Source organism: Microcoleus sp. LAD1_D3, assembly GCF_036702135.1.
Taxonomy (GTDB): Bacteria; Cyanobacteriota; Cyanobacteriia; order Cyanobacteriales; family Microcoleaceae; genus Microcoleus.
The window spans coordinates 41,859-64,108 of sequence record NZ_JAUBSB010000025.1; the positions used below are offsets into that span (position 1 = coordinate 41,859).

A 22,250-nucleotide genomic window follows, 5' to 3' on the forward strand; every position below is an offset into this window, starting at 1 on the left:
ATCGTTAGTTAAATTTATAGATGCAAAGCCGTTGCAGACTTATGTGTATGGTGGATTTTTACCAGCGTTCGGAATGGGCGATCGCTTCTACATCGACAATCATTAGCAAGCGTCCTTCGGAATTGTACAGACCTTTTAAGAATGGAGCTAGGTCGGGACTGACATCTAGTGCTGAGACAATGCGATCGGGATAGAGAGGTAAAACTCCTTCGACGCGGGAGACAGCTAATCCCACGCGGATTCTCGACAACAATCTCACGTCTCGTGGATCGGGCGCTTCTACAACTAAGATGCGGCTGTTTGGGTGGTAGATGTCAACCGACTCAATAGCGACGAACAGTCCGAAGTCTGCTACTGCTAAGATTTCGCCCCGCAAGTTGGTTAATCCCAGCAAAAATGGCAGGGTGTTGGGAACCAGGGAAATCGGTTGTTCCTTGAGGGAAAGGACTTCCCGCACTGCCTCTAATTCTATGCCGAACAGACTGCCTCCTTGACCGAACAGGAGAAATTGCTTTGTTATACTTGTCTGATTCCCCCCAGCGGGGGGAGCCGTTATTTTCATGGCTTATTTTTAGTTTATAGTGTAGCTTACAAATTAAAATTTTGCTGTTACCCTAAAGTCGATCGCCGATCGAGTTTTTCCAAATCAGTTTGGGTGCATCAAATGTTGCGGTTAAATAAATCACGGGTAGGGCAAATAAACAGGTCGCTATCATTAAACATAAAACTTTTATGGGGTTCAAAAACCCTGTTTATTAAAAAAACGGGGTTTATCGGCATAATGTTTTTTGGGAAGCTGCCGATGACTTTATATTTTGTTTACGCCGAAAGCAGACGCTGCACGATGTGGACGAGTTGCTGAGGTTCAAAGGGTTTGCTAACGTAAGCGTCAGCCCCTAAATCAGTTCCCCAAGCTTTATCGATCTCGGTATTTTTATGAGTACAAAATACTACGGGCAATTTGGCAGTTGCGCGATCGCCCCGCAATTCTCTAATCACTTCAAACCCGTTCATGCGCGGCATCACTACATCTAAAACGACCAAAGCCGGAGGGGTTTTGCGGATCATGGCGATCGCTTCTTCGCCGTCACCTGCCCGGATCACATCCAGTCCGGCATCTTGAAGAATGCGACAGATGATTTCTAGTTCGCTCTTAACGTCGTCCACTACTAAAATTTTTGACATGATTCCACACTTCCTGGCTGTTATTGACAGCGGACTACGTTTATTCAGAAGCTGGCGCGATCGGCGGCGATGAGATTAGACCGCTTTGCGGACAAATTAATGTACTTCCAGATACAATATAGCCGATCGTATGGCTGAAGGTTAGCTGTCAGCGATAAAAAGCGATAAAAATTTACTTTGCTAACGGAATCGCTCTGAATAAATTAATCGGCAATTAGTAATTGATTATTGGTGATTCGCTGTGTTGAAACCAACAGATATTAGTAGAAGGAGCGATTGAGGTACCAAAGCGGGATTTTCTACGTATTTTTTTGAGTTTTGTTCCCAATTATCTAGTTCAGTGCCTTGCCTAAATGGTGCTGGTTAAGTTATTTAATTGGCGCAAATAACAGCAAGTTAAAAGTAGCTAGGGCGCGCTTACTACTGGGAAGGAGAAAATTTTTCACTTAATAAACAGCACTAAATTGCTGAGTTAGGGCTGTTATTTAATTAATAATAGAAGCCCAATTTGAGGATGGTAACAATGACATTTAAAGAACTTTATTGTCTGTAATTTATAATTTTCGGGCAAAATAAATTGACCGCGGGGCAGTCCCATTTTACCCAGTCGAGGAGTGTTCGGTTCACCACAACTACTACCAGGAGGCGATCGTCATCCTTGAGCTTGATTGTGGGCCCAGCCAAAAAGACTGCTGCAAAATGCGGTCAATCGATTTTAGATTTTAGATTTTAGATTTTAGAATTGAAGAAGCGCTCCCACTGATGAATCCGGGGACCCCGGACGACATTGCTTGATTGTCAAATTAGTCGGTGAGAGAGAGACGGCGATCGGCTATAATAAAGGGCTAGAGGAAAAGAACACCGAAAACCCGAAAATATGGTTGCCATCCAAAGAAATCTCAACATTGCCGCCCTAGAAGCAGAATACAGTCAAAAAACACCGCGAGACATTCTCAAATTTGCCCTAGAAAATTTTGACAATATCTCCATTTCTTTCAGCGGGGCTGAAGATGTAGTTCTGATCGATATTGCCTCAAAAATCACCAAAAATTTCCGCGTTTTCACCCTAGACACCGGACGATTGCACTCAGAAACCTATCAGTTTTTGGAGCAAGTCAGAAAACATTACGGCATTAAATTAGAAGTAATGTTTCCCGATGCAGCAGAAGTACAAGCCCTAGTAGATGAAAAGGGATTGTTTAGTTTTTATCAAGACGGCCACAAAGAATGCTGTGGCGTGCGGAAAGTCAAGCCGCTGCGCCGCAAACTGAATACTCTCGATGCTTGGATTACTGGTCAGCGGAAAGACCAAAGTCCCAGTACCCGCAACGGTATCCCGGTCATTGAAGTTGACAGTGCATTCTCAACTCCCGACCATGAATTAATTAAATTTAACCCCTTAGCAAACTGGTCTTCAGCAGAGGTTTGGGAATACATTCGCGCTTTGGATGTACCTTACAACAAGTTGCACGAACGCGGTTTTGTAAGCATTGGTTGCGAACCTTGTACGAAGCCGGTATTGCCGAACCAACACGAACGCGAAGGTCGCTGGTGGTGGGAAGAAGCGACCGTAAAAGAGTGCGGTTTGCACGCTGGTAACGCACAAAAATAGTAAATCGCTTAAGGAGTAAGGTGCGCCTAGCGCACCAAACAAATAGTAGGGTGCGCTAGGCGCACCTTACCCAACCCAAGAATAAATGCACTTCACATAAATCGTAGCCGAAGAATTCGCAATTAAAATAAACACAAATTAAGTTGAGTTTGCCCTTGAACTTTGAGAAAATGATCGACATTCAGAATAAATTCTAGTCGAAGAATTCGCAATTAAAATAAACACCAATTACGCTGAGCTTGCCCTTGAACTTTGATAGAATGATCAACATTCAGAAAAGTTTTTAAAGCAGGTACTATTATGCTCGTCTCCACTCGCGAATTGCTGAACACGGCCCGGAGGAAGGGTTATGCGATCGGCGCTTTTAACGTCTACAACCTAGAAGGAGTAAAAGCCGTCATCAATGCGGCCGAAGCGCTGGACAGTCCTGCTATACTGCAACTTCACCCCAGCGCCCTCCTATACGGAAAATCGCCTTTAGTCGCGCTGTGCATCAAAGCAGCCCGCACATCTTTAGTGCCGATCGCAGTACACTTAGATCACGGCACCTCAGAAAAAGACATTCACATCGGTCTAGCCGCCGGCATCAAATCAATTATGGCAGACGGTTCTCCTTTGCCCTACGAACAAAACTTAATATTTACCCGGGAAATGACTAAATTATCCCACGCTAACGGTGCGGCAGTTGAAGCAGAAATCGGCAGAATTAGTGGCAGGGAAGAAGGTTTGACAATCGATGAGAAAGCCGCAAGGATGACCGATCCAGTAGCAGCAGTAGAGTTTATCAAAGAAACTAAGGTGGATTTTTTAGCCGTAACAATTGGTAACGTTCACGGCAAATATTTAAGCCAACCAAAACTCGATTTTCCGCGTCTGGCAAAAATCCGGGCTGCTGTTTCAGTGCCGTTAGTGATGCACGGGGCTAGCGGTTTGCCGGAATCAATGATTCATCAATGTATTAAACTCGGAGTATCGAAATTTAATGTGAATACGGAAGTTCGCGAAGCTTATATGGACGTGTTAAAAAGTAACATTTCTGAGCCACATCCGGATTTGTTGGAAATAATGGAAAAAGCTATTGATGCCATGCAAGCGGTCATTTCTGACAAACTGCAACTTTTAGGTTCTGTCGGTAAAGCTTATTTGCATCAATCTCCCTACGCAGATGACTTGACTCCAAAGAGTACCAGTAACGAACAAACAAGCCGCAACCAATCAAGTTTTGATCAAATTTTAAAACCTGTGTATAGTGAGGCTTTCTGTCTTCTTGTGAAGTAAAAAAAACTCAAGTCCTGACTGCGAACCAGTTTTTAGTCAGGACGTTAGTCGTCTTTAACCGTTTAAAAATCGATCGCGAGCGATGCCAGATTCCCGCAGCAGCCGAATTAAATACAGCAATTGAGCTTCCGCTGACTCAGCCCACTGCCGTTCCTATTCCGCTTCAGTCAGAATCCAACTGCCATCAACATCATACCAGCGCAACCACAGTCGATCGATTCCCTGAAACTCTCCTTGCCACAAACCCAAGCCCAAACTTAGCTCAGCAATCCACACTCGCGACTCGGGCAATTCTAATTCTTGATAGTGTCCGCCCTTCAATTCAAACACTCGCAATTTGTTAGTATAGCGACTGAAAACGGCATAAACAGGAACCCGCAAAATTTGCTCGTAAACCTGCCATTTTCTCGGCGGTTCCTCCTTCGTCTCGGCCTCCAAAACTTGCCCGTTAGCCGCAGTGTTTCCCGACTGAGGTGGCAACTTTTCCTCCTCGGTATTTTCGCCTAAATCTTCTTTTTCTGTTTCCGGCGAAAGCAGTTCTACAATTACAAAAGGATTCACGCCTTCCTGCCAAGTAACATAACTCATCCGCAGTTCGGAGCGATCGTAAAGTCGGGGAACTCCCACAACTCCAAACCAATCCGGCCGCTTGTGCCACAGAGTGTGATGCACGTCATAATAAAGGTTCATGTCGGTGCCGCTAAATATCTCAGAAGCTGGATAATTCCGAGGCCGAAACGTCAGGCTCAACAACTGCGGCTGCAAATCGTGAAATTCGTCAGGCAAACCAGGTTCCTCCGGGTCTTCGCTCGGTAAATCGTACATCGTCGGCAGCGTTTCTCTGGGCGATCGCGGCGGATCGGTTTGCGGCACAGGATATTTAAAAGGAAACATATAATATTGAGAAATGACTGCATTTATGCTAACATCACGGGAACATCCCAAAGAGGCTTTCACGGGAGTGCAAGCCGGAGAGCTATAAGGGAGATATATCGGCTTTGCTGTGCGGGACTGTCGCACTCCTAGAAAACGATTTTAACAAAATCGGAATGATCCCTGTTCTTCCTCTCGTCTGTGAAGTTAATCTAAAATCTAAAATCTAAAATCTAAAATTGACTGCTCCGAAATTCTGCACTATGATCGACATTCCTCAACTGATTGCTCAAGAACTTTCCATTAATCTGTCTCAAGTCAATAATGCTCTGGAACTTTTCGCAGAGGGAGCAACTATTCCGTTTATTGCCCGCTACCGCAAAGAACGCACGGATTTGCTGAATGAAATTCAGTTGCGGGACATCTCCGATCGCTTCACCTATCTGACGGAAATTGAAGAACGCAAAAAATCGATTTTAGATACGATTAGATCTCAGGGTAAACTCACTGAAGAACTGCAAGCTAAAATCGAATCGTGTTTGCAAAAAAACGAACTCGAAGACCTTTATCTGCCTTACAAACCCAAGCGGCGGACGCGAGCGACAATTGCTAGGGAAAAAGGTTTGGAACCGCTGGCAAATTTTATCAAAACTCTCAACTTACCGACGGCTAAACCAGCCGATTTTGAGGCGGAAGCAGGTAAATACATTTCGGAAGAAAAGGGAGTGAAAACAGCAGAAGAAGCTCTAAAAGGTGCTGCGGATATTTTGGCGGAAGCGGTTTCGGAAAAAGCAGAATTGCGGGCTTATTTGCGAGAGTTTTTAATGAAAACCGGAGTCTTTGTCTCGAAAATTAAAGATGATTTCCCGGAAGGAAGCACTAAATTTGAAATGTACCGCAATTACCAAGTTGCAGCGAGAAGCGTTCAATCGCATAATATGTTAGCGCTGTTTCGCGGGGAAACGGAAGGGGTTTTAGATTTGGAACTGGCTTTTGATGAATCCGCAGTGATGGCTTATTTGGAAGCTCAGGAAATTAGAACTAGGATACCGGAAGTTAAAGAGTTTTATCGATCGACCTTGAAGGATGCCTTCAACCGACTGATGAAGACTTCGTTAATTACAGAAGTGCGATCGCACAACAAAGCCGTCGCTGATATCGAGTCCATCGCCACTTTTGAAACCAACCTCCGCGAGTTGCTGCTGTCGGCGCCGGCGGGAATGAAACCGACACTGGCGATCGATCCGGGATTTCGCACGGGGTGCAAAGTTTCCGCCCTCGATGAAACCGGGCAATTTTTAGAATATCAAGCAATTTTTCCCCACCAAGCGGCCGCTCAGCGACAGCAAGCTGGTAAAATTGTCAAGCATTTAATTGAAAAATATAAAATTGAATTAATCGCGATCGGCAACGGTACAGCTTCCCGGGAAACAGACGAATTTGTTTCGGAAGTTTTGGCCCAAATGGAAAGAAAACCCATTAAAGTCATGGTGAATGAATCCGGTGCATCGATTTATTCAGCAAGCGAAGTGGCGATCGCCGAATTTCCCGATCTCGACATCACCGTTCGCGGCGCAGTCAGCATTGGACGGCGCTTGCAAGACCCCCTCGCCGAGCTCGTGAAAATCGACCCGAAATCAATAGGAGTCGGTCAATACCAGCACGATGTTGACCAAAAACTGCTCAAAAAGAAACTCGACGAAACAGTCGAAAGCTGCGTTAATTATGTCGGAGTTGACTTAAACACAGCCTCCAAAGAACTGCTGACATTTGTATCAGGAATGACGGCAACAGTTGCCAAAAATATCGTCAATTACCGTAACGAAAACGGTGCATTTAAAAATCGCCGCCAACTCCTGAAAGTTCCCAAACTCGGCCCAAAAGCTTTTGAACAAGCAGCGGGGTTTCTCCGCATTCGCGGCGGCGAAAACCCCCTGGACAATACAGCAGTTCATCCAGAAAGTTATCCTGTCGTGCAGGCGATCGCCAAGGATTTAGACTTGCCGCTGACAGGAATAACACAAATATCGGAAAAAATCAAGACTGTAAACATCAAGAAATATGTCACAGAAAAAGTGGGTGAACCAACACTGCGAGACATTATTTCCGAACTAGAAAAACCGGGAAGAGACCCGCGCGCCGAGTTTAAATATGCGACTTTCCAAGCAGGAATCAAAGAAATCTCCGACTTGCAAGTTGGGATGGAATTAGAAGGCATAATCACGAATGTAGCTAACTTTGGAGCCTTTGTTGATGTGGGAGTGCACCAAGATGGTTTGGTTCACGTTTCTCAATTAGCTGATCGCTTCGTAGATGACCCCAAACAGATTGTCAAAGTCGGACAAGTTGTGAAAGTGCGGGTTTTGGAGGTGAATGAGAAGTTAAAGCGGGTTAGTTTGACGATGAAGTTGCAAGAAAAACCGCAACCGCAAAATGGCAATAGTGCGAGGCTTCCGGCCCCGCGGCGACGTTGAAACTTTGGGGGAAAGGTGAAATACTCACCGGCCTTCAGGCGCGGTGAGTGTTTCAAAAGTCTGGAACTCTCATAAATGCGTGAAATGAAATTCGTCTGAAAGGGCTAACCCAAGCGTATTGCTCTATAGATGGTCTACAACAGAACAGTGAGCGCAATGATTTGAGCAGTATTAATGTATGCAACATTGGTTTGGGCAACAGTCGCTAACCCCGTAATCGAGAGGGGACTTCCTGCCAGAATAGTGGGACTGCAATCAAACCAGTTATCAACTGAATGCCACCAAAGATAGCGAGAGAAGGCTCAAACCCAAAGCGCAGTAGCTCTCCAAATATGAGACTGCCTACACCAAATCCAGTAAAGAGAGTAAATACCTTCAGTCCCATCGTTTGCCCCAAATTGTTGTCATCTCCGAGATCGGTCACAATTCCGACAAATAACGGTTGAGTCAGGTCATACCCTAAAGACAAAATAAGAACTGCGATCGTCGTTCCCATTGGCGGAATCTCAAAAATCATTGCAATCCCAGCCACAGCAGCCATGACCAACCCTGCTGGAACGAGCCAACGCCGTCCCCACCGATCGACAGCTTGACCAATGAAAGAACTCAGCAATAAACCGGGAATGCCGTACCCAAGAATGTTTAACCCAATGCTCAAGGCATCCATGTTGTACCGTTGCGATAAATACAACCCTAGCCATGTATAGACCCCTGAGTGGTAGATACCATTCCACAGAACATAAGCATATGTACGCTTTCCCCGAAAGGTTGCTAAGATCTGGCTGTATCCCCTAAAGATTTGGCGAATAGGCGGTAATTTGGTGACTTTTGGTGTATCAAATAAAGAGCCGTAAGGATAAAGCCGCCAAAGCACAACAGCAGCAAGCACAGCAGTACCGAGAAAGAGCGATCGCCAACCTACAAATGGCTCAAGAATCGCTCCCCCCGCAGAGCCTGCTGCCATTCCCCCTTCCATTGCTGCAAACACCAATCCTAGCTTGGCACCTCGCTGATCAAACGGGAATAAATCGCCAATTAAGGCGAAGGTAAGGGGAATCACACCACTTGCTCCAATCCCGGTTAATAGTCGCCAGGTTGCCATCTGGGAAGCATTTTGAGCAGTGGCAGTTAAAGCGGTGAAAATGACAAAAAGAGCAAGCGAGATGCGAATAATAGACCATCGACCAAAGCGATCGGACAGGAGACCGAAGAATAATGCCATCAGTGCATAGGACAGCATATAGGCTGGAACGATAAAGCCGATTTCCTGAACCGGAACATTAAAAACTTCAGCCAAACGTGGAATCAGGGGAGCAATCATGTACCCCTGTAGAAAAATTAGCCCCGCAGCGATCGAAAGCCAGGAAAACAGGTCTTTATGCTGCTTTAGGCGAATCGCGGAATCGGCTGGTTCGGTATGGGGGTGATTTAAAGATTCTTTGAGTTTCGGCATGGATTTAAGAGATTTCAACTCATATCACATTTCACAGACGACTAAAATCTGAGAGAACTTAGCTGGAGTCCCAACGCCAACAACCAAAGCCCCTAGCCTGCTAAAAGCTTGGAGTACCTTCTCAACTCTGGAGGTTACAAATTTTGTAGGTAAGGTGTGGAATCTAGCCCTTAATGTCAGGATAACTTGATAAATGTCATGGTTTATACAAAAAATGTATATTTAGATACAGAATTTCTTATAAGACTTATTAGTTCAGGCTATCAACAAAGCTAGGATTTACGCATTGACAGAAATCTTTTAATCCCACAAAGTTGTTTGTTTGATGGTTCTGCGATCGCATTCAATTTCCCCATGAATCGAATGTGTGGCGAGAAAACCTACACATTAAACAATACGGTTCAGATAAGAATAATCTGATTTTCTTTCACAAGTCGGGAACTCTCATAAATGCGTGAAATGAAATTCGTCTGAAAGCGCTAACCCAAGCGTATTGGGCTATAATTGTGTAATCCTCACCAACCTTAAAATTATATGGTTGCAAGTAAAAGCGACACCTACGTCTCTCCTGAAGATTATTTAGCAGCCGAGAAAGTCAGCCCCATCAAACACGAGTACAGGCAAGGTGAAATCTATGCAATGGCAGGGGCAAGCAAAGCTCATGTTATCATTTCGGGAAATGTGTTTGCACTGTTGAGAAATCATCTTCGAGGAAGTGGCTGCATAACTTACATGGCAGATATGAAAGTTCGGATTGAGGCATCAAATTTCTATTACTATCCCGATGTAGCGGTGAGTTGTGATGAACGAGACAAAAATGCTGATGAAGATTTCATTCGCTACCCGCGCTTAATTGTGGAAGTTTTATCGCCGACAACAGCGGCTTTTGACAGAGGCGATAAATTTGCTGATTACCGCACTTCTGAAAGTTTGCAAGAGTATGTATTAATCAATCAAGAAAGAGTTAGTGTAGAGTGTTTTCGCCGGAATGCAGAGGGTTTTTGGGTGCTTTATCCTTACAGTCAAGGAGAAGAAGTTCAGTTTGCTAGCGTTAATTTTAGCTGTGCGATCGAGACATTGTATGAAGATGCGATCGAGATTGGTTGATTTTAATTACTCCAGAATCAATGGAATAATCCGGAATTAGATATTGAGATGATTGAACCGCGAAGACGCGTTAGCGAAGCGGCGCGTAAGCGCTAGGACGCGAAGGAAGAGAAAAGAAGAAGAAGCTGGTAATTGCTATTTTTTCTTGCTAGCTTTCCAAGTGCCACCGTAGAAGTAAAAAGGATTGTTTTTACTTACCGATTCCCAACATTTAAGACATAAAAAAAACCACTGCCCCGATTCGTCATACCGGGCGCGGTAGAGAGTCGGGGCAGATTGGGAACAGCGATCGCAATATTTGATTCTGATTGCCCTGGCCATTGTTACTCAGTTTCAAACAATAACGGACTCTTGAGGGCGGGCGAATATCATGCGGCCAGCGCTAGTTTGCAGGGCGCTGGTGACTACGACTCGGGCTTCGCCGCCGACATAGCTGCTTCCTGCTTCTACGACAACCATTGTGCCGTCATCTAAGTAACCGATTCCCTGAGAGGGTTCTTTGCCTTCTTTGCGGATTTTTAGTTCGATCGTATCTCCGGGCAAATAAGTGGGGCGCACCGCATGAGTCAAATCGTTGATATTCAAAACCGGCAGTTTTTGGACGGTAGCTACTTTCGATAAGTTGTAATCGTTGGTGAGCAAAATGCCGTCGATATCCAAAGCAAATCGGACTAATTTTGCATCGACTGTGGCAATATCTTCGTAGTCAGCCGAGTGAATTTGAATCCGTTCTGGATATGTTTCTTTGATGCGGTTGAGTACATCTAAGCCGCGGCGCCCGCGCACTCGCTTTTGATCGTTGCCGGAATCAGCTACCAGTTGCAGTTCTTGGAGAACGAATTGCGGCACGATAATTTGACCTTCGAGGAAACCTGTTTCTAGCAGGTTTTCAATCCGGCCGTCAATAATGCAGCTAGTATCGACAACTTTGGCACTTGCTGGTTTGAAAGTACCTTCGGCTACCAACACCGTGTCTAAGCTTTTGGGGTTGATAAGTCGCAAGAAAGCGCGGCCGTGGGTGTCGGTCAAACTGACGCCTGTGAAGCCAAACATTACGCTTCCCAAGACTGCGACTAGAGGTTTGATGAAGCCGAACTCGCGGGGAATGGGCAGCAGGAAAAGCGGAGCCAACATTAAGTTCGCTACTAGCAGTCCGATGATTAAGCCGATCGCCCGCGTCAGCAGCATCTCCACTGGCATATCGCGGACTTGTTTTTCCACCCGGCGGTAGGTTGTTTGAGCTACTAATCCCATCACGAAGCCGATTAATGCTCCAAAGGAACCTAGTACAGAACTTAAACCTTGTATATTTGTAACTTGCAGCAGCAGGTTGCTTGGCAGGAGTTCGACTCCGTAATAGCCAATGCCTCCGCCTGCGATTACGAATGAGATAATTATGATTGCATCTAACATTGTTCTAGGTTAATGAATTTGTTCACATTATATCTTTCCAGTGCTGATACTTGTGTTCATCTTTTGGTCGGATATCGCTATATTTACTGAGGGATTTTTATAAACTTATATTTACCCGTTGTACCCTTTGGGGGATGTGCGAGGGAGTCGAGCGGCATCTAGCGCGCCCCGCCGAAAGCAGGCACGAGGTGCGAATCGACCGCCCTGCGGGCTGTTGGGGAATTTTGGCCGCTCAAAACTGGTACGAGGTTAAATTAAAAGAGCCGATCGTTCGCAGCGCTTTTTTGGTAATAAAATGTCATAATATACATAATTATTCATGATTGTTTAATTAAAACTTTAGATTTGAAGTGGCGCTTTCGGCTTGAAATGTAATGAACCCTACCACCGATTATTTAACATTTGAATTAAAAAAAAGTGTGCAAGCGACAAATTCCGGCATTCCCAGTTCGGCTTACCTGCACATACCTTTTTGTCGTCGCCGCTGTTACTACTGCGATTTTCCGGTTTTTGTGGTGGGCGATCGCAAAAATGGCGAGAATTCCGGCACCATCGTCCAATACGTGGCTGTACTGTGTCAAGAAATTGAAGAAACTCCAAATTTAGGCGCATCTCTGAAAACAGTTTTTTTTGGTGGCGGCACGCCTTCGCTGCTTTCTGTGAGTCAGTTGAGCAATATTTTAGAGACTCTCGACGGCAAATTTGGGATTGCTGCTGAGGCGGAAATTTCTATAGAAATAGACCCGGGTACGTTTACTTTAGAACAGTTGCGGGGATATGCAGCGGCGGGAGTAAATCGAGTTAGTTTGGGAGTGCAAGCTTTTCAAGATGAATTGCTGCAAGCTTGCGGGCGATCGCACTCTGTCGCTGATATTTTTGAAGCAGTAGAAATAGTGCGATCGGCTGGTATTGTCAATTTCAGTTTAGACCTAATTTCGGGACTGCCGCACCAAACTTTAGAACAGTGGGAAGCTTCCCTGAAAGCGGCGGTGGAAATTAGCCCGACTCACCTGTCGAGTTACGACTTAATTGTTGAGCAGGGAACGGCTTTCGGGCGCAACTTTGAAGCAGGCGCACAGCCGCTACCAGCAGATGAGACCGCTGCTGGAATGTACCGTTTAGCAAGGGAAATTCTGACGGGGGCTGGCTACGAACATTATGAAATTTCTAATTACGCTCGCGATGGCTATCAGTGCCGCCACAACCGCGTTTATTGGGAAAATCGCCCTTATTACGGTTTGGGAATGGGGGCGGCGAGTTACGTGGAAGGCCGCAGGTTGACAAGGCCTCGCAAAACTCAAGAATATTATCAGTGGGTGCGATCGATCTCTGGCCTCAATTCCCCAGCTACTCCTCAAATTGGGGGGGAAACCCAGCAGGATATTTACCCAGCAATTGAGCAAAATTTTCAAGTCTCAGAAAATGACATTTTGTTAGAAACGCTGATGCTAGGTTTGCGTTTAGCAGAAGGAGTTAGCCTGTCGGCGCTGACTCAAAAGTTTACTCAGCAAACGGTTGATAAAATTTGGCGTTGTTTGCAGCCCTACTGGCGGCAAGGATGGGTGGAAATTAGGACGGAGGATGGGGCTATTCCCTACGGGATAGCTCCGCTTCACGCAACTTTAGGTGAGGGCGCGAAACTGCCATTGTCGGGAAATTTGAGGTTGAGCGATCCCGAAGGTTTTTTATTTTCTAATACAATTTTAGCCGATTTGTTCAGCAAGTTAGGCGAGGATAATTAGCTCTGTCTGAGGAAGTATATCCCCAGGCAAGCGCGAGCATTCCTAAAGCCGGGGCCGCCAATGCGACCCGAAACAAATTCAATTGCTCCCTAGCTTTATTTTGTCAAAAATGCTCTATTTTCTATCGATCCCTAAACAAATCTTAAAGGCGAACTAAGCCTTGAGATAGACGCAGGGACTGAGATGCGGCTGTCATACTTGAGAGCGAAGATTTAAAAAATACTTTGATGGAAACTCTAACCCTCGAACGCAACAACATCCACAGCAAGCCGAATCTGGTAATTAAGGAGCGCGGCTGCAATCCGACTTCTCAGTGTAATTTTTGCGGTCACTATAAAGTGCAAAGAGGTTCAGTCGGTCACTGTCAATTGTTGAATGCACCTGTTCGGGGAGGATGGAAATCTTGCGCTTTAGCAATGCCGCCTTTTGCACCTACTTGGGAGCAGGTGGAAGGCGTCAAGGTTGCCTCGGGGGTCTTTATTAATTAACTCAAAAAAAGGTTTTAAAATTTTTTTTGAACTGGTGATATGCTAGAGTAAGCTTAGGCCAGTGGTTGTTCGATCGCACACTTTCCCAAACAAGTTAAAAACATGAATTTGACACTGAATCAGGTAATTTCAGAACCTCAATCCCGCATTTTGTGTTGGTATCTTAATAATACTAGCAAAGTGCAAATCGCTAGAATTACAAATATTCCTAATTGGTATTTTGAGCGGACGGTGTTTCCGGGGGAACGTTTTTTGTTTGAAGCGCTGCCGGAAGCTCAGTTAGAAGTTTGCAGGAGTGCGGAGACGGGTGGTATAGTGTGCGAGCGAATTTTGTGCGATCGGCTGCGAGTTGAAGAATTAAGCACGGCTGATTGAAGATAATTCCCCAGACTTACCAACGAGAGGTAGAAACCCGGTTTTTTTCAGAAAGCGGGTTTCTCTGTATGATTATAAAAACTCCGTGATTCTCGCCACCCATGCCTCAGCCCTGAAACTGTCGGAAACGTTGATCTAAGCTAAATTATAAAAAATCCACCACTGTTTAATACTAAAACCCGATGTCCCTCACCGAACAAATCCTCTCCCAAATGCCAGGAGACGCCCTCGGAGGCCTGCGAAAGGTCGATCGACTTTGGGAAAACCTCAAACAAAACACCGCACCAGCACCCCAAGCAGTCAAGCACAGCCAACAACCTCTCGAAAACCTCGACTTCGACATAGTTATCGGCGGCGGAACCCTAGGAATATTAATCGGTACAGCCTTAGTCCTGCGGGGTTGGCGAGTAGCCTTGCTCGAACGTGGCATCCTGAGAGGACGCGAGCAAGAATGGAACATTTCTCGCAAAGAATTAGACGCATTCTTAGAACTAAATTTGCTATCTGTTGCAGAGATAGAACAAGCAATAGCCACCGAATACAACCCAGCCCGCATCAGCTTTGCCAACACCCCAGACATTTGGGTACGCGACGTACTAAACATCGGAATAGACCCAGTTTACCTCCTCGAAACCCTCAAGCAGCGATTTCTAAAATCAGGAGGACAACTATTTGAAAATACACCATTTAAAACAGCAACAATTCACCCAGATGGAGTTCTTGTAGAATCGGAAAATACCGATGCACAAGCTGCTAAAACTTTATTTAAAACCCGATTATTATTAGACGCAATGGGACATTTTTCGCCCATTGTTCGCCAAGCAAGACAAGGCAAAAAACCCGACGCCGTATGTTTAGTAGTCGGCAGTTGCGCTCAAGGATACCCCAAAAACGACACTGGGGATATATTTGCATCCTTCACCCCCATGCAAAATCAGTGCCAATATTTTTGGGAAGCATTTCCAGCCAGAGACGGCCGCACCACCTACTTATTTACCTACATAGACGCCGACACAGAAAGATTCAGTTTAGAAACATTATTTGAAGACTATTTGCGCTTGCTTCCCCAATATCAAAACGTCGAACTCGAACAGTTAAAATTCCAAAGAGCACTCTACGGATTCTTCCCCTGCTATCGCCAAAGTCCTCTAAAAACCCCTTGGAATCGCATACTTCCAGTCGGAGACAGCAGCGGTAGCCAATCTCCCCTCAGCTTCGGCGGTTTCGGGGCAATGGTACGCCACCTCAAACGATTGACTCTAGGAATTGACGAAGCTTTGACAAGCGACAGTCTCAGCAAAAATTCCCTCGCACTTTTGCAACCCTACCAGCCGAATCTATCAGTTACCTGGTTGTTTCAGCGTTCGATGAGTGCTGCAATGAATCAAAAAATAGACCCCAATCAAATCAATCAACTTTTGGCTGCCGTCTTTCAGGTTATGGAAGAGTTGGGAGAACCCGTACTCAAACCGTTTCTTCAAGATATCGTGCTGTTTCCGGCTTTGTCACAAACTCTGTTTAAAACAGCAATTAGCCATCCCGGATTAGTTATGAAAATTATCCCGCAGGTAGGAATAGCTAATTTGCTCGATTGGATGGTTCATTATGTAAATTTAGGAATTTATACGGGATTGCAGCCTTTGGGGAAAGCAGTAGAACCGCAGGTAAAAAATTTAGCACCGGAACAGCAATACTATTTTCACCGATTAGTTGAAGCGTGGCAATACGGCGCTGGAGGCGATTATTAAGTGAACAGGCTCTCCGGCCTGTTGCACAAGAAAATTACTCGTTACCAGGCTGGAGCATGGTAACGCAGATTCCGAGGCTCTGCCTCCATTTTCGGCACCGAGGCAGGGCCTCTAGATGGGTTCCCAGGCTCCAGCCTGGGAACCAGTTAACTGATATATTAGTTGTGAGTTATGAAGGAGCTATAACTGCTAAAGCTTGGGGAATCACTCGGAATTGTGCAGGCGTGTGAGTTGTGATTTCACCGTCAGTATTAATCGGACGGCGTTTGCTAGTATTAACCTCAAATTCTTGAGCGTGCAAGGCGCGAACGTTAGGCCAACTGGTATGATTTCCTTGCCTCATAGCTGGCAGCAAAGCAATGATTTCCCACCAGTTTTTTATTTCCAAACTGTACAAATCCAGTCGCTTGTCGTCGATTGTGGCATCCTCGGCAACTGTCATGCCACCTCCGTAATAGCGGCCATTGCCAATGGCAATTTGAATAGTTTTAACATTAAAAGATTGGTTTTTTACCTTAATTTCTGCTCGGAACGGTCGCGCTGAAAAAAGTGTCTGTAAAGCAGTAAAAGCATAAGCTAACACTCCCCAGCGCTGCTTTACGTCTTTAGTCAGCCGCTGGCTAATTTGCACGCTCAATCCCAAACTCGCCACATTAAAAAAATGCTGGCCGTTCACCCAACCTAAGTCTATTAGCCGAACTTTACCGCTGGCAATGACTTGACAAGCTGCTGATAAATCTGTAGGAATTCCCAGAGTGCGGGCTAGGTCGTTAGCCGTTCCCATCGGCAAAATACCCAAGGGTAACTTGGTATCTATCAAACCTTCTATGGCGGCGTTGAGAGTGCCGTCGCCCCCGCCGATTATTACTAATTCGACTTGATTTTGGTAGCGCCGAATTGTGTCTGGAAGTTCGCGGGCGTGGTCGGTAGATTCTACAATTAACTCAAAACCCAATGCTTCTAATTCTACAGTGGCTTGAGATAAGAGCTGTTGCCCTTTTCGGGAGTGCTGGTTTACTAAAAGTAGAGCTTTCTTCATTTGTTAATTTTTAATTAGGAATATTGAGCGTTTTTAATTACAAAAAGTATACCTTGATGCCTTAACTGGATGAAATTAATGCTTTACTTCCATTTTACCAGTTATGATGGATTGACAAAAATGTCAAAAAATGGATAATTGTAGCAAAAGATTCCTAAAAAGTACCTCCCGCTCTGACCTAGCAGCAAAAAACCTCGCTTCTCGATCGAACTTAATTTAAACTCATGTGTAATATTTTAGAAAAAGCGCAAGTCGCTGCCGATCGCCAAAACTGGCCAGGGTTAGTCGAATGCTTGCAGCAAGTGACAGCCAAGGGTGGCAAGCCGCAGGAACAAGACATTTTAGAGCAAGCTGTCAGTTTAGCAATAGAAGCCTTGGAATGGGGCGATTTTCAAGACCGTTGGGAAATTGCTAAAGTATTGCCCAATCTGGGAAATGGCGCGATCGCACCTTTAATTGCCGTGCTCGAAGACGAAGACGCTGACACGGAACCCCGGTGGTTTGCAGCCCGCATTCTCGGAAAGTTCGATCGCCCAGAAGTGATTCAAGCTTTAGTAGAATTGGTCAAAAATTCCGACGAAGAATTGAGCCAAATCGCCGCCGAAACCCTAGGGAATTTGGGCCCGACAGCCATAGAATCCCTCGCGACTCTCCTACTCCAAGAAGACTCGCGACTGTTTGCAACAGCAGCACTCGCCCAAATTCGGCGCACTGAAACCATCGCACCGCTGTTGAGCGTAGTCGGAGACTCTCAAGTTGCCGTGCGGACGCACGTAATCGAGGCCCTGAGCAGCTTTCACGACTCCCGCATCCCGCCGATACTGGTAGCAGCGCTCAAAGATCCGGCGACAGCAGTCAGAAAAGAAGCCGTGCGATCTTTCGGGGTGCGCCCCTATTTAGATGGAGAATTAGATTTAGTTAACTTGCTCAAACCTTTGCTTTCGGACATCCGATTAGAAGTTTGTCAGCAAGCGGCGATCGCGATCGGGCGAGTGAAAACCGATGCTGCAGCGGCTGCTTTATTTGAATTGCTGCGATCGCCCACAACTCCGGTTGAATTGCAAATCGAAACTGTGCGCGCCCTAAGCTGGATGGAAACTGCAACCGCTTTAGCATATTTACATCAGATATTAATGGCGCAATTTACTAACATAAATTCTACTGTTTATCAAGAGATAGTCACTGTTTTATGGCGAGTAGAAAAGCCGGAATTAAAAGCTGTTGCTGCTGAAATTCTGATTGATTTGGTGAAAACAGGTCATCCGGTCGTGCAGGAGGCAGTTAGCAAAAAATCTTTAGCTTTAGGTTTAGGAAAATTAGGAGATATGAGAGGGCTAGATGCTCTGATTTCAATGTTGGGCGACGCAGACAGCAGCGTCAGGCTGCACTGCATGGCAGCGCTCAAACAGCTAGGTGCTGCCGAGGCCAGGCAGAAATTAGAAAACTTAGTTAAGCAAGAGAGTCTCGAACCAAGATTAAAACACGGAATTGCGATCGCATTGCAAGAATGGCAATAAAATCAAGAGCGAGCGGATTTGCGGAAAACATTTAAATTTAGGGTGTGCCATAAGCACCTTACGTAGAACTTAAATATTGAATTTTGAACTCGATAACTGAAAAATCAAAACTTTAGCTCTGCTCAATCGGCAATCGCACTCCGAAAGTCGATCCGAGTCCTTCCCCAGGACTTTCGGCCCAGACACTGCCGCCGTGGAGTTCCACGAGATGGCGGACGATCGCCAATCCCAGTCCCAGACCGCCGTAATTGCGCGTAGAAGTGCTGTCAGCTTGGCGGAAGCGATCGAACACAAAGGGCAAAAACTCCTTGCTGATGCCAATCCCGGTATCTCTGACAACGATCGAAACAGAGTGAACCGGAGACGGCCCAGACAAGATGGCGCCACCCGCTGCTCCCGGTTCCCCATCCTCCGAGAGCCTTATTTCCACGCGACCCGACGGCGGCGTAAACTTAATAGCATTCGAGAGCAAATTAGACACCACCTGCTGCAAACGAGTAGCATCGCCCCTCACCGAGCTCACCCCTTCGCCACAAAAACTCGCCAATTCAATTCCCCTAGCTTCAGCATCAGGGCTCAGCGCCTTCACGGCCGTTTCTACAATCCGCACCAAATCCACCGGGAACAGCTTCAAAAACACTTTGCCACTGACAATCCGGGAAACGTCCAGCAAATCTTCAATCATCTGAGTCTGCAACCGCGCGTTTCGCTCAATAGTCTCCAAACCCACAGCCGTTTTTTCTGGACTCATCTGGCGCTGCCGCAGCATCTGCGCCCAGCCCAAAATCGCGTTCAGAGGCGTCCGCAACTCGTGAGAAAGCGTTCCCAAAAACTGGTCTTTAATCCGGTTGGCTTCCGCTGCTTCCCGGTAAAGCCGCGCATTGTCGATCGCCACCGCCGCATCCCGCGCCAAATCCTCCAGCAAAACCAAATCCTCCTCCCCGCAGCGGCGGCCCGACTCCCCGCACAGCAACGAAATCGCTCCCAGCGTCCGCCCGCGAGCGATCAGCGGCACGCAGATTGCCGACAGCACCTGGGATTGGGAGCGCAGCACCAACTGCAGTTCCCTGTCCGGCACAACCGCCTCGATCACCCATTCCGGTATTTCTGGGTAGAGCTTCGACTCACCAGTCCGTAGCACCTTTGCTACTCCGTGCCGTCCCTGGGGGTCGAGTGGCATACGCCGATCGATTTGCCACACCAGAGCGACTTTACTCGGATCTGAGTGAGCAACTGCTTGCAAGCGGATCGAGCCGTCGGCATCAAGCAAATGCACACAGCACCAATCCCCCAGCCCCGGTACTGTTAAATCTGCCAAACCTTGCAGCGCCTTCTCGTAATCCAGGGAAGCCGACGACAGCAAAGCCAAAGCTTGAGCGCTAAAATAGGCTGTTTGGGCTGATCGCTGGCGATCGTCAATATCAGTACAAGTCCCGAACCATTTGAGAATTTTCCCCTCAGCGTCCCGCACAGGCAATGCCCTGCCCAGATGCCAGCGGTAAGCTCCGTCAGATGCCCGTTTAAAGCGGTATTCCACCTCGTAAGTCTTCCCTGTCTCCACCGAGGTCTTCCAGCTTTCTACAGCATCTTCCACCTCATCTGGATGCAGGGCTAGCTGCCATCCCCAGCCTTGAGTTTCCTCCAGCGTCAAGCCAGTATATTCAAACCAGCGCTGGTTGTAGTAGTCGAACCAGCCGTCGGCTGTTGCAGTCCAAACTATTTGCGGGATGGCTTCAGCGAGGACGCGGTACAACTGTTCGCTGGCTTCGGCTTGGCGGCGGGCGACCTGTTCCCTCGCCAAGGCTATATTCCGCTGTTCTTCGGCCTCTTTGCGAGCGGTGATGTCGCTAATCACGCCGATCCATTTGCAGGGATTGCCTTGTTTGTCAAGCACTGCTTTGCCCCGATCGATCCAGTGGAGCAAGCGGCCCCGCTGGCACTGAACGCGGTATTCCTGAAAAAATGGGGCGGCAGAAATGTCTGGGGCACTCAAATACCGATCGACAGCGGCCAAAACTCGATCGCGGTCGATCGGGTGCAAGATACTGTTCCAAGCTGTTCTCGTCCTCGGGAATCCGCCTTTTTCGTACTCCAAATTTTGGTCTACGTGACCGAACCACAGCACGATGTCGGTCTCGATATCCCATTCGTAAATCAAATCGCTGGCGCTTTCTGCCGCAATCCGAAACCGCTCTTCAGACTGTCGCAGCACTTCCAGAAATTTAAAGCGTTCCGTCACGTCCAAAACCAGAGACAGCACCGATATCAACTTTCCTGAATCGCTGTAAAAAGCCGAATTGTACCATTCACAGTGCAGCAACGAACCGGACTTATTATAATTGCTGTTGCTAACTACATTGCAGCGATCTCGTGGGTTTCTTAAACTATAAATTGCCGATTTTACATCTTCAGAATCACCCTGACAAATAAAGTTCGCTTCGCTAAAGTGCTTACCTAAAACTTCTGTTGCATTCCACCCAAAAATCTTCTGGGCTGCCGGCGACCACCCGCTGAGCCGAAAGTTTTCATCCCACTCAATCACCGCTAGGGGTGTGTTTTCAAAATGAGAAGTGAGTTTTTGCAGTGCCTCGCGCAGGGATGCTTCTACTTGCTTGCGTCCAGTAATATCGCCAAAAGAAATAGCAATGCCGTCGCCCAATTTAACGGTCATAATCCGAAACCAGCCGACAATGCCTTCGCTTTCGCTGTTGTAATAAATCTCGGTATCGAGGGGAATTCCTGTTTCTAAAACTTGGACGTAACGGTCGAACAAGCCGCTATCTTTATGACCGGGCAGGACTTGCAGCAATCGCTTGCCTATTAATTCGTCCGGGGTACTCTGCTGAATTTTTGCCGCTGCGGGATTGACGTATTCCCATTCAAAATCCACAATTGTGAATTCGTCACGAATGCTGCGAAACACGTTAAATCCGTCTAGAGATAATTCCTGAAAAACGCGGAAGCGTTCTTCACTTTCTTGCAGCTTGCCTACAGCGTCAAGCAAAAGTTCCTCGACTCGCTCGCGCTGGGTTATTTCTGCAAGCAATTGCTGGTTAATTTGCTGGAGTTCGGTTGTGGGGGAGGGGACGGAATTTTTAATAGCAGAGTCGGCTTGCGGTCGATCGACCTTTTGGGTTCCCAGCGCCGTATTTGCTGGTAAAGAGGCCGCCTCAGCTACAGCCAACATTTGAGAAATCCAGGGTATCAGGGACGCTACAGCCCACAAAGAGATCATAGCGGTAACGGCGGCGATCGAACTTGACAGCCAGTAGCTGGGATGCACCAGCATCCAAACTTGCATCAAGTGAGTTGTCCCGCCGCAGAAAAACCAGGCTCCCAATAGGAGAAACTCCTTGGTCAAAGGCACGTTCCGCTGCTTCCGGGCAAAGTATGTCAGAATTGCTGGAATTGAGTAATAAGTCAAGGCAATTAACACATCGCTGACCGCGTGCAGTCCCATCAACTGGGGTTGCCACTGGGAACAGCCATCTGGCGGAATAAAATTGTGGTTAAATGACATAATCTTAATAAATGGCAGCATTTCGGCTTTCCTGTGCGATCGATCCTAGTTGCACTTGTGTTGCTGACCCGCTAGTTTCTAGTTTATACACAAAAAAACAGAAAACAAGAGTGACTTTAGTCCGGAGAGGAAAGTTCACTGCAGGTTTTAACCTGCTTGCAATATTAGTAGATTTATTGAGAGGTGGAGGGAGAGTGAGGTACTATAATTCCCATGGAGGTACGAAATCCAATGCTATATTTTGAATTCACAAATTATGGAAAAACAGAGCCATTCAACTCACTTGATAAAGGGATTACTAGAGTGCCGTTCATTGAAACGGTTTAGCTAGAAGCTGGCAATATTCTATAAATTCATCTTTATTGAATCTATTTTTTGATAAGTTTGCAGATTCAGAAATCCCTTGAACATAGGAGAATCGACCTC

The 22,250-nt window shown here is 46.5% G+C and carries 16 protein-coding genes; 9 read left to right on the forward strand and 7 right to left on the reverse strand.

The window, feature by feature from the left end; genetic code table 11:
* Positions 1-58: 58 nt before the first annotated feature.
* Both QUA74_RS15965 and QUA74_RS15970 read right to left on the reverse strand, forming a co-directional pair.
* Positions 59-562, reverse strand: a complete 504-nt coding sequence (locus QUA74_RS15965) for a chemotaxis protein CheW (protein WP_333330677.1) — start codon at positions 560-562, stop codon at positions 59-61.
* Positions 563-819: 257 nt separating this feature from the next.
* Positions 820-1,185 (reverse strand): response regulator, encoded by a 366-nt coding sequence (locus QUA74_RS15970; protein WP_333048274.1) that lies wholly within the window; start codon positions 1,183-1,185, stop codon positions 820-822.
* 877 nt (positions 1,186-2,062) lie between these two features.
* Between QUA74_RS15970 and QUA74_RS15975 the strand changes: the two genes are divergently transcribed.
* Positions 2,063-2,797, forward strand: a complete 735-nt coding sequence (locus tag QUA74_RS15975; RefSeq protein ID WP_333330680.1) for a phosphoadenylyl-sulfate reductase — start codon at positions 2,063-2,065, stop codon at positions 2,795-2,797.
* 300 nt (positions 2,798-3,097) lie between these two features.
* Complete coding sequence (locus tag QUA74_RS15980) at positions 3,098-4,075, forward strand: class II fructose-bisphosphate aldolase (protein ID WP_333330683.1); 978 nt, start codon at positions 3,098-3,100, stop codon at positions 4,073-4,075.
* Positions 4,076-4,228: 153 nt separating this feature from the next.
* Here the strand turns inward: QUA74_RS15980 and QUA74_RS15985 are convergent, their stop codons facing one another.
* On the reverse strand, positions 4,229-5,032 hold the full coding sequence (locus QUA74_RS15985; RefSeq protein ID WP_333330686.1) for a Uma2 family endonuclease: 804 nt from the start codon (positions 5,030-5,032) through the stop codon (positions 4,229-4,231).
* 179 nt (positions 5,033-5,211) lie between these two features.
* Here QUA74_RS15985 and QUA74_RS15990 point away from each other — a divergent pair, with 179 nt between their 5' ends.
* Positions 5,212-7,422 carry a Tex family protein gene (locus tag QUA74_RS15990; protein ID WP_333330689.1) on the forward strand — a complete coding sequence of 737 codons (2,211 nt, stop codon included), beginning with the start codon at positions 5,212-5,214 and terminating at the stop codon, positions 7,420-7,422.
* A gap of 205 nt (positions 7,423-7,627) precedes the next feature.
* Here the strand turns inward: QUA74_RS15990 and QUA74_RS15995 are convergent, their stop codons facing one another.
* Positions 7,628-8,875 carry an MFS transporter gene (locus QUA74_RS15995; protein ID WP_333330691.1) on the reverse strand — a complete coding sequence of 416 codons (1,248 nt, stop codon included), beginning with the start codon at positions 8,873-8,875 and terminating at the stop codon, positions 7,628-7,630.
* 534 nt (positions 8,876-9,409) lie between these two features.
* On the opposite strand from QUA74_RS15995, the gene QUA74_RS16000 reads away from it, so the two are divergent.
* A complete protein-coding gene (locus QUA74_RS16000; protein ID WP_333330693.1) occupies positions 9,410-9,982 on the forward strand; it encodes a Uma2 family endonuclease in 573 nt (190 codons plus the stop codon).
* A gap of 333 nt (positions 9,983-10,315) precedes the next feature.
* On the opposite strand, the gene QUA74_RS16005 is transcribed toward QUA74_RS16000, so the two are convergent.
* The gene (locus QUA74_RS16005) at positions 10,316-11,395 is read right to left on the reverse strand and encodes a PIN/TRAM domain-containing protein (protein WP_333330696.1); all 1,080 of its coding nucleotides are present in this window, start codon (positions 11,393-11,395) and stop codon (positions 10,316-10,318) included.
* Between the two features lie 374 nt (positions 11,396-11,769).
* On the opposite strand from QUA74_RS16005, the gene hemW reads away from it, so the two are divergent.
* The 4 genes from hemW (at position 11,770) to QUA74_RS16025 (ending at position 15,748) form a co-directional block, all read left to right on the forward strand.
* The gene (gene hemW / locus QUA74_RS16010; RefSeq protein WP_333330699.1) at positions 11,770-13,137 is read left to right on the forward strand and encodes a radical SAM family heme chaperone HemW; all 1,368 of its coding nucleotides are present in this window, start codon (positions 11,770-11,772) and stop codon (positions 13,135-13,137) included.
* 227 nt (positions 13,138-13,364) lie between these two features.
* Positions 13,365-13,625 (forward strand): hypothetical protein, encoded by a 261-nt coding sequence (locus QUA74_RS16015; protein ID WP_333330701.1) that lies wholly within the window; start codon positions 13,365-13,367, stop codon positions 13,623-13,625.
* 102 nt (positions 13,626-13,727) lie between these two features.
* Positions 13,728-14,000 (forward strand): DUF1830 domain-containing protein, encoded by a 273-nt coding sequence (locus QUA74_RS16020; RefSeq protein WP_333330704.1) that lies wholly within the window; start codon positions 13,728-13,730, stop codon positions 13,998-14,000.
* 182 nt (positions 14,001-14,182) lie between these two features.
* Entirely contained in the window at positions 14,183-15,748 is a 1,566-nt protein-coding gene (locus tag QUA74_RS16025) for an FAD-dependent oxidoreductase (protein ID WP_333330706.1), read from the forward strand.
* A gap of 169 nt (positions 15,749-15,917) precedes the next feature.
* Here the strand turns inward: QUA74_RS16025 and QUA74_RS16030 are convergent, their stop codons facing one another.
* Positions 15,918-16,787, reverse strand: coding sequence for a lipid kinase (locus QUA74_RS16030; RefSeq protein ID WP_333330709.1), 870 nt, complete (start codon positions 16,785-16,787; stop codon positions 15,918-15,920).
* A 224-nt stretch (positions 16,788-17,011) separates the two neighbouring features.
* On the opposite strand from QUA74_RS16030, the gene QUA74_RS16035 reads away from it, so the two are divergent.
* On the forward strand, positions 17,012-18,304 hold the full coding sequence (locus QUA74_RS16035; protein ID WP_333330711.1) for a HEAT repeat domain-containing protein: 1,293 nt from the start codon (positions 17,012-17,014) through the stop codon (positions 18,302-18,304).
* A gap of 112 nt (positions 18,305-18,416) precedes the next feature.
* On the opposite strand, the gene QUA74_RS16040 is transcribed toward QUA74_RS16035, so the two are convergent.
* The gene (locus QUA74_RS16040; protein ID WP_333330714.1) at positions 18,417-21,824 is read right to left on the reverse strand and encodes a PAS domain S-box protein; all 3,408 of its coding nucleotides are present in this window, start codon (positions 21,822-21,824) and stop codon (positions 18,417-18,419) included.
* Positions 21,825-22,250 lie beyond the last annotated feature (426 nt).

Excerpts from the sequence above, each read along its gene's own strand:
- QUA74_RS15965 (WP_333330677.1), bottom strand. The coding sequence starts at position 562 with ATGAAAATAACGGCTCCCCCCGCTGGGGGGAATCAGACAAGTATAACA.
- QUA74_RS15970 (WP_333048274.1), bottom strand. The coding sequence starts at position 1,185 with ATGTCAAAAATTTTAGTAGTGGACGACGTTAAGAGCGAACTAGAAATC.
- QUA74_RS15975 (WP_333330680.1), top strand. The coding sequence starts at position 2,063 with ATGGTTGCCATCCAAAGAAATCTCAACATTGCCGCCCTAGAAGCAGAA.
- QUA74_RS15980 (WP_333330683.1), top strand. The coding sequence starts at position 3,098 with ATGCTCGTCTCCACTCGCGAATTGCTGAACACGGCCCGGAGGAAGGGT.
- QUA74_RS15990 (WP_333330689.1), top strand. The coding sequence starts at position 5,212 with ATGATCGACATTCCTCAACTGATTGCTCAAGAACTTTCCATTAATCTG.
- QUA74_RS15995 (WP_333330691.1), bottom strand. The coding sequence starts at position 8,875 with ATGCCGAAACTCAAAGAATCTTTAAATCACCCCCATACCGAACCAGCC.
- QUA74_RS16000 (WP_333330693.1), top strand. The coding sequence starts at position 9,410 with ATGGTTGCAAGTAAAAGCGACACCTACGTCTCTCCTGAAGATTATTTA.
- QUA74_RS16005 (WP_333330696.1), bottom strand. The coding sequence starts at position 11,395 with ATGTTAGATGCAATCATAATTATCTCATTCGTAATCGCAGGCGGAGGC.
- hemW (WP_333330699.1), top strand. The coding sequence starts at position 11,770 with ATGAACCCTACCACCGATTATTTAACATTTGAATTAAAAAAAAGTGTG.
- QUA74_RS16015 (WP_333330701.1), top strand. The coding sequence starts at position 13,365 with ATGGAAACTCTAACCCTCGAACGCAACAACATCCACAGCAAGCCGAAT.
- QUA74_RS16020 (WP_333330704.1), top strand. The coding sequence starts at position 13,728 with ATGAATTTGACACTGAATCAGGTAATTTCAGAACCTCAATCCCGCATT.
- QUA74_RS16025 (WP_333330706.1), top strand. The coding sequence starts at position 14,183 with ATGTCCCTCACCGAACAAATCCTCTCCCAAATGCCAGGAGACGCCCTC.
- QUA74_RS16030 (WP_333330709.1), bottom strand. The coding sequence starts at position 16,787 with ATGAAGAAAGCTCTACTTTTAGTAAACCAGCACTCCCGAAAAGGGCAA.
- QUA74_RS16035 (WP_333330711.1), top strand. The coding sequence starts at position 17,012 with ATGTGTAATATTTTAGAAAAAGCGCAAGTCGCTGCCGATCGCCAAAAC.
- QUA74_RS16040 (WP_333330714.1), bottom strand. The coding sequence starts at position 21,824 with ATGTCATTTAACCACAATTTTATTCCGCCAGATGGCTGTTCCCAGTGG.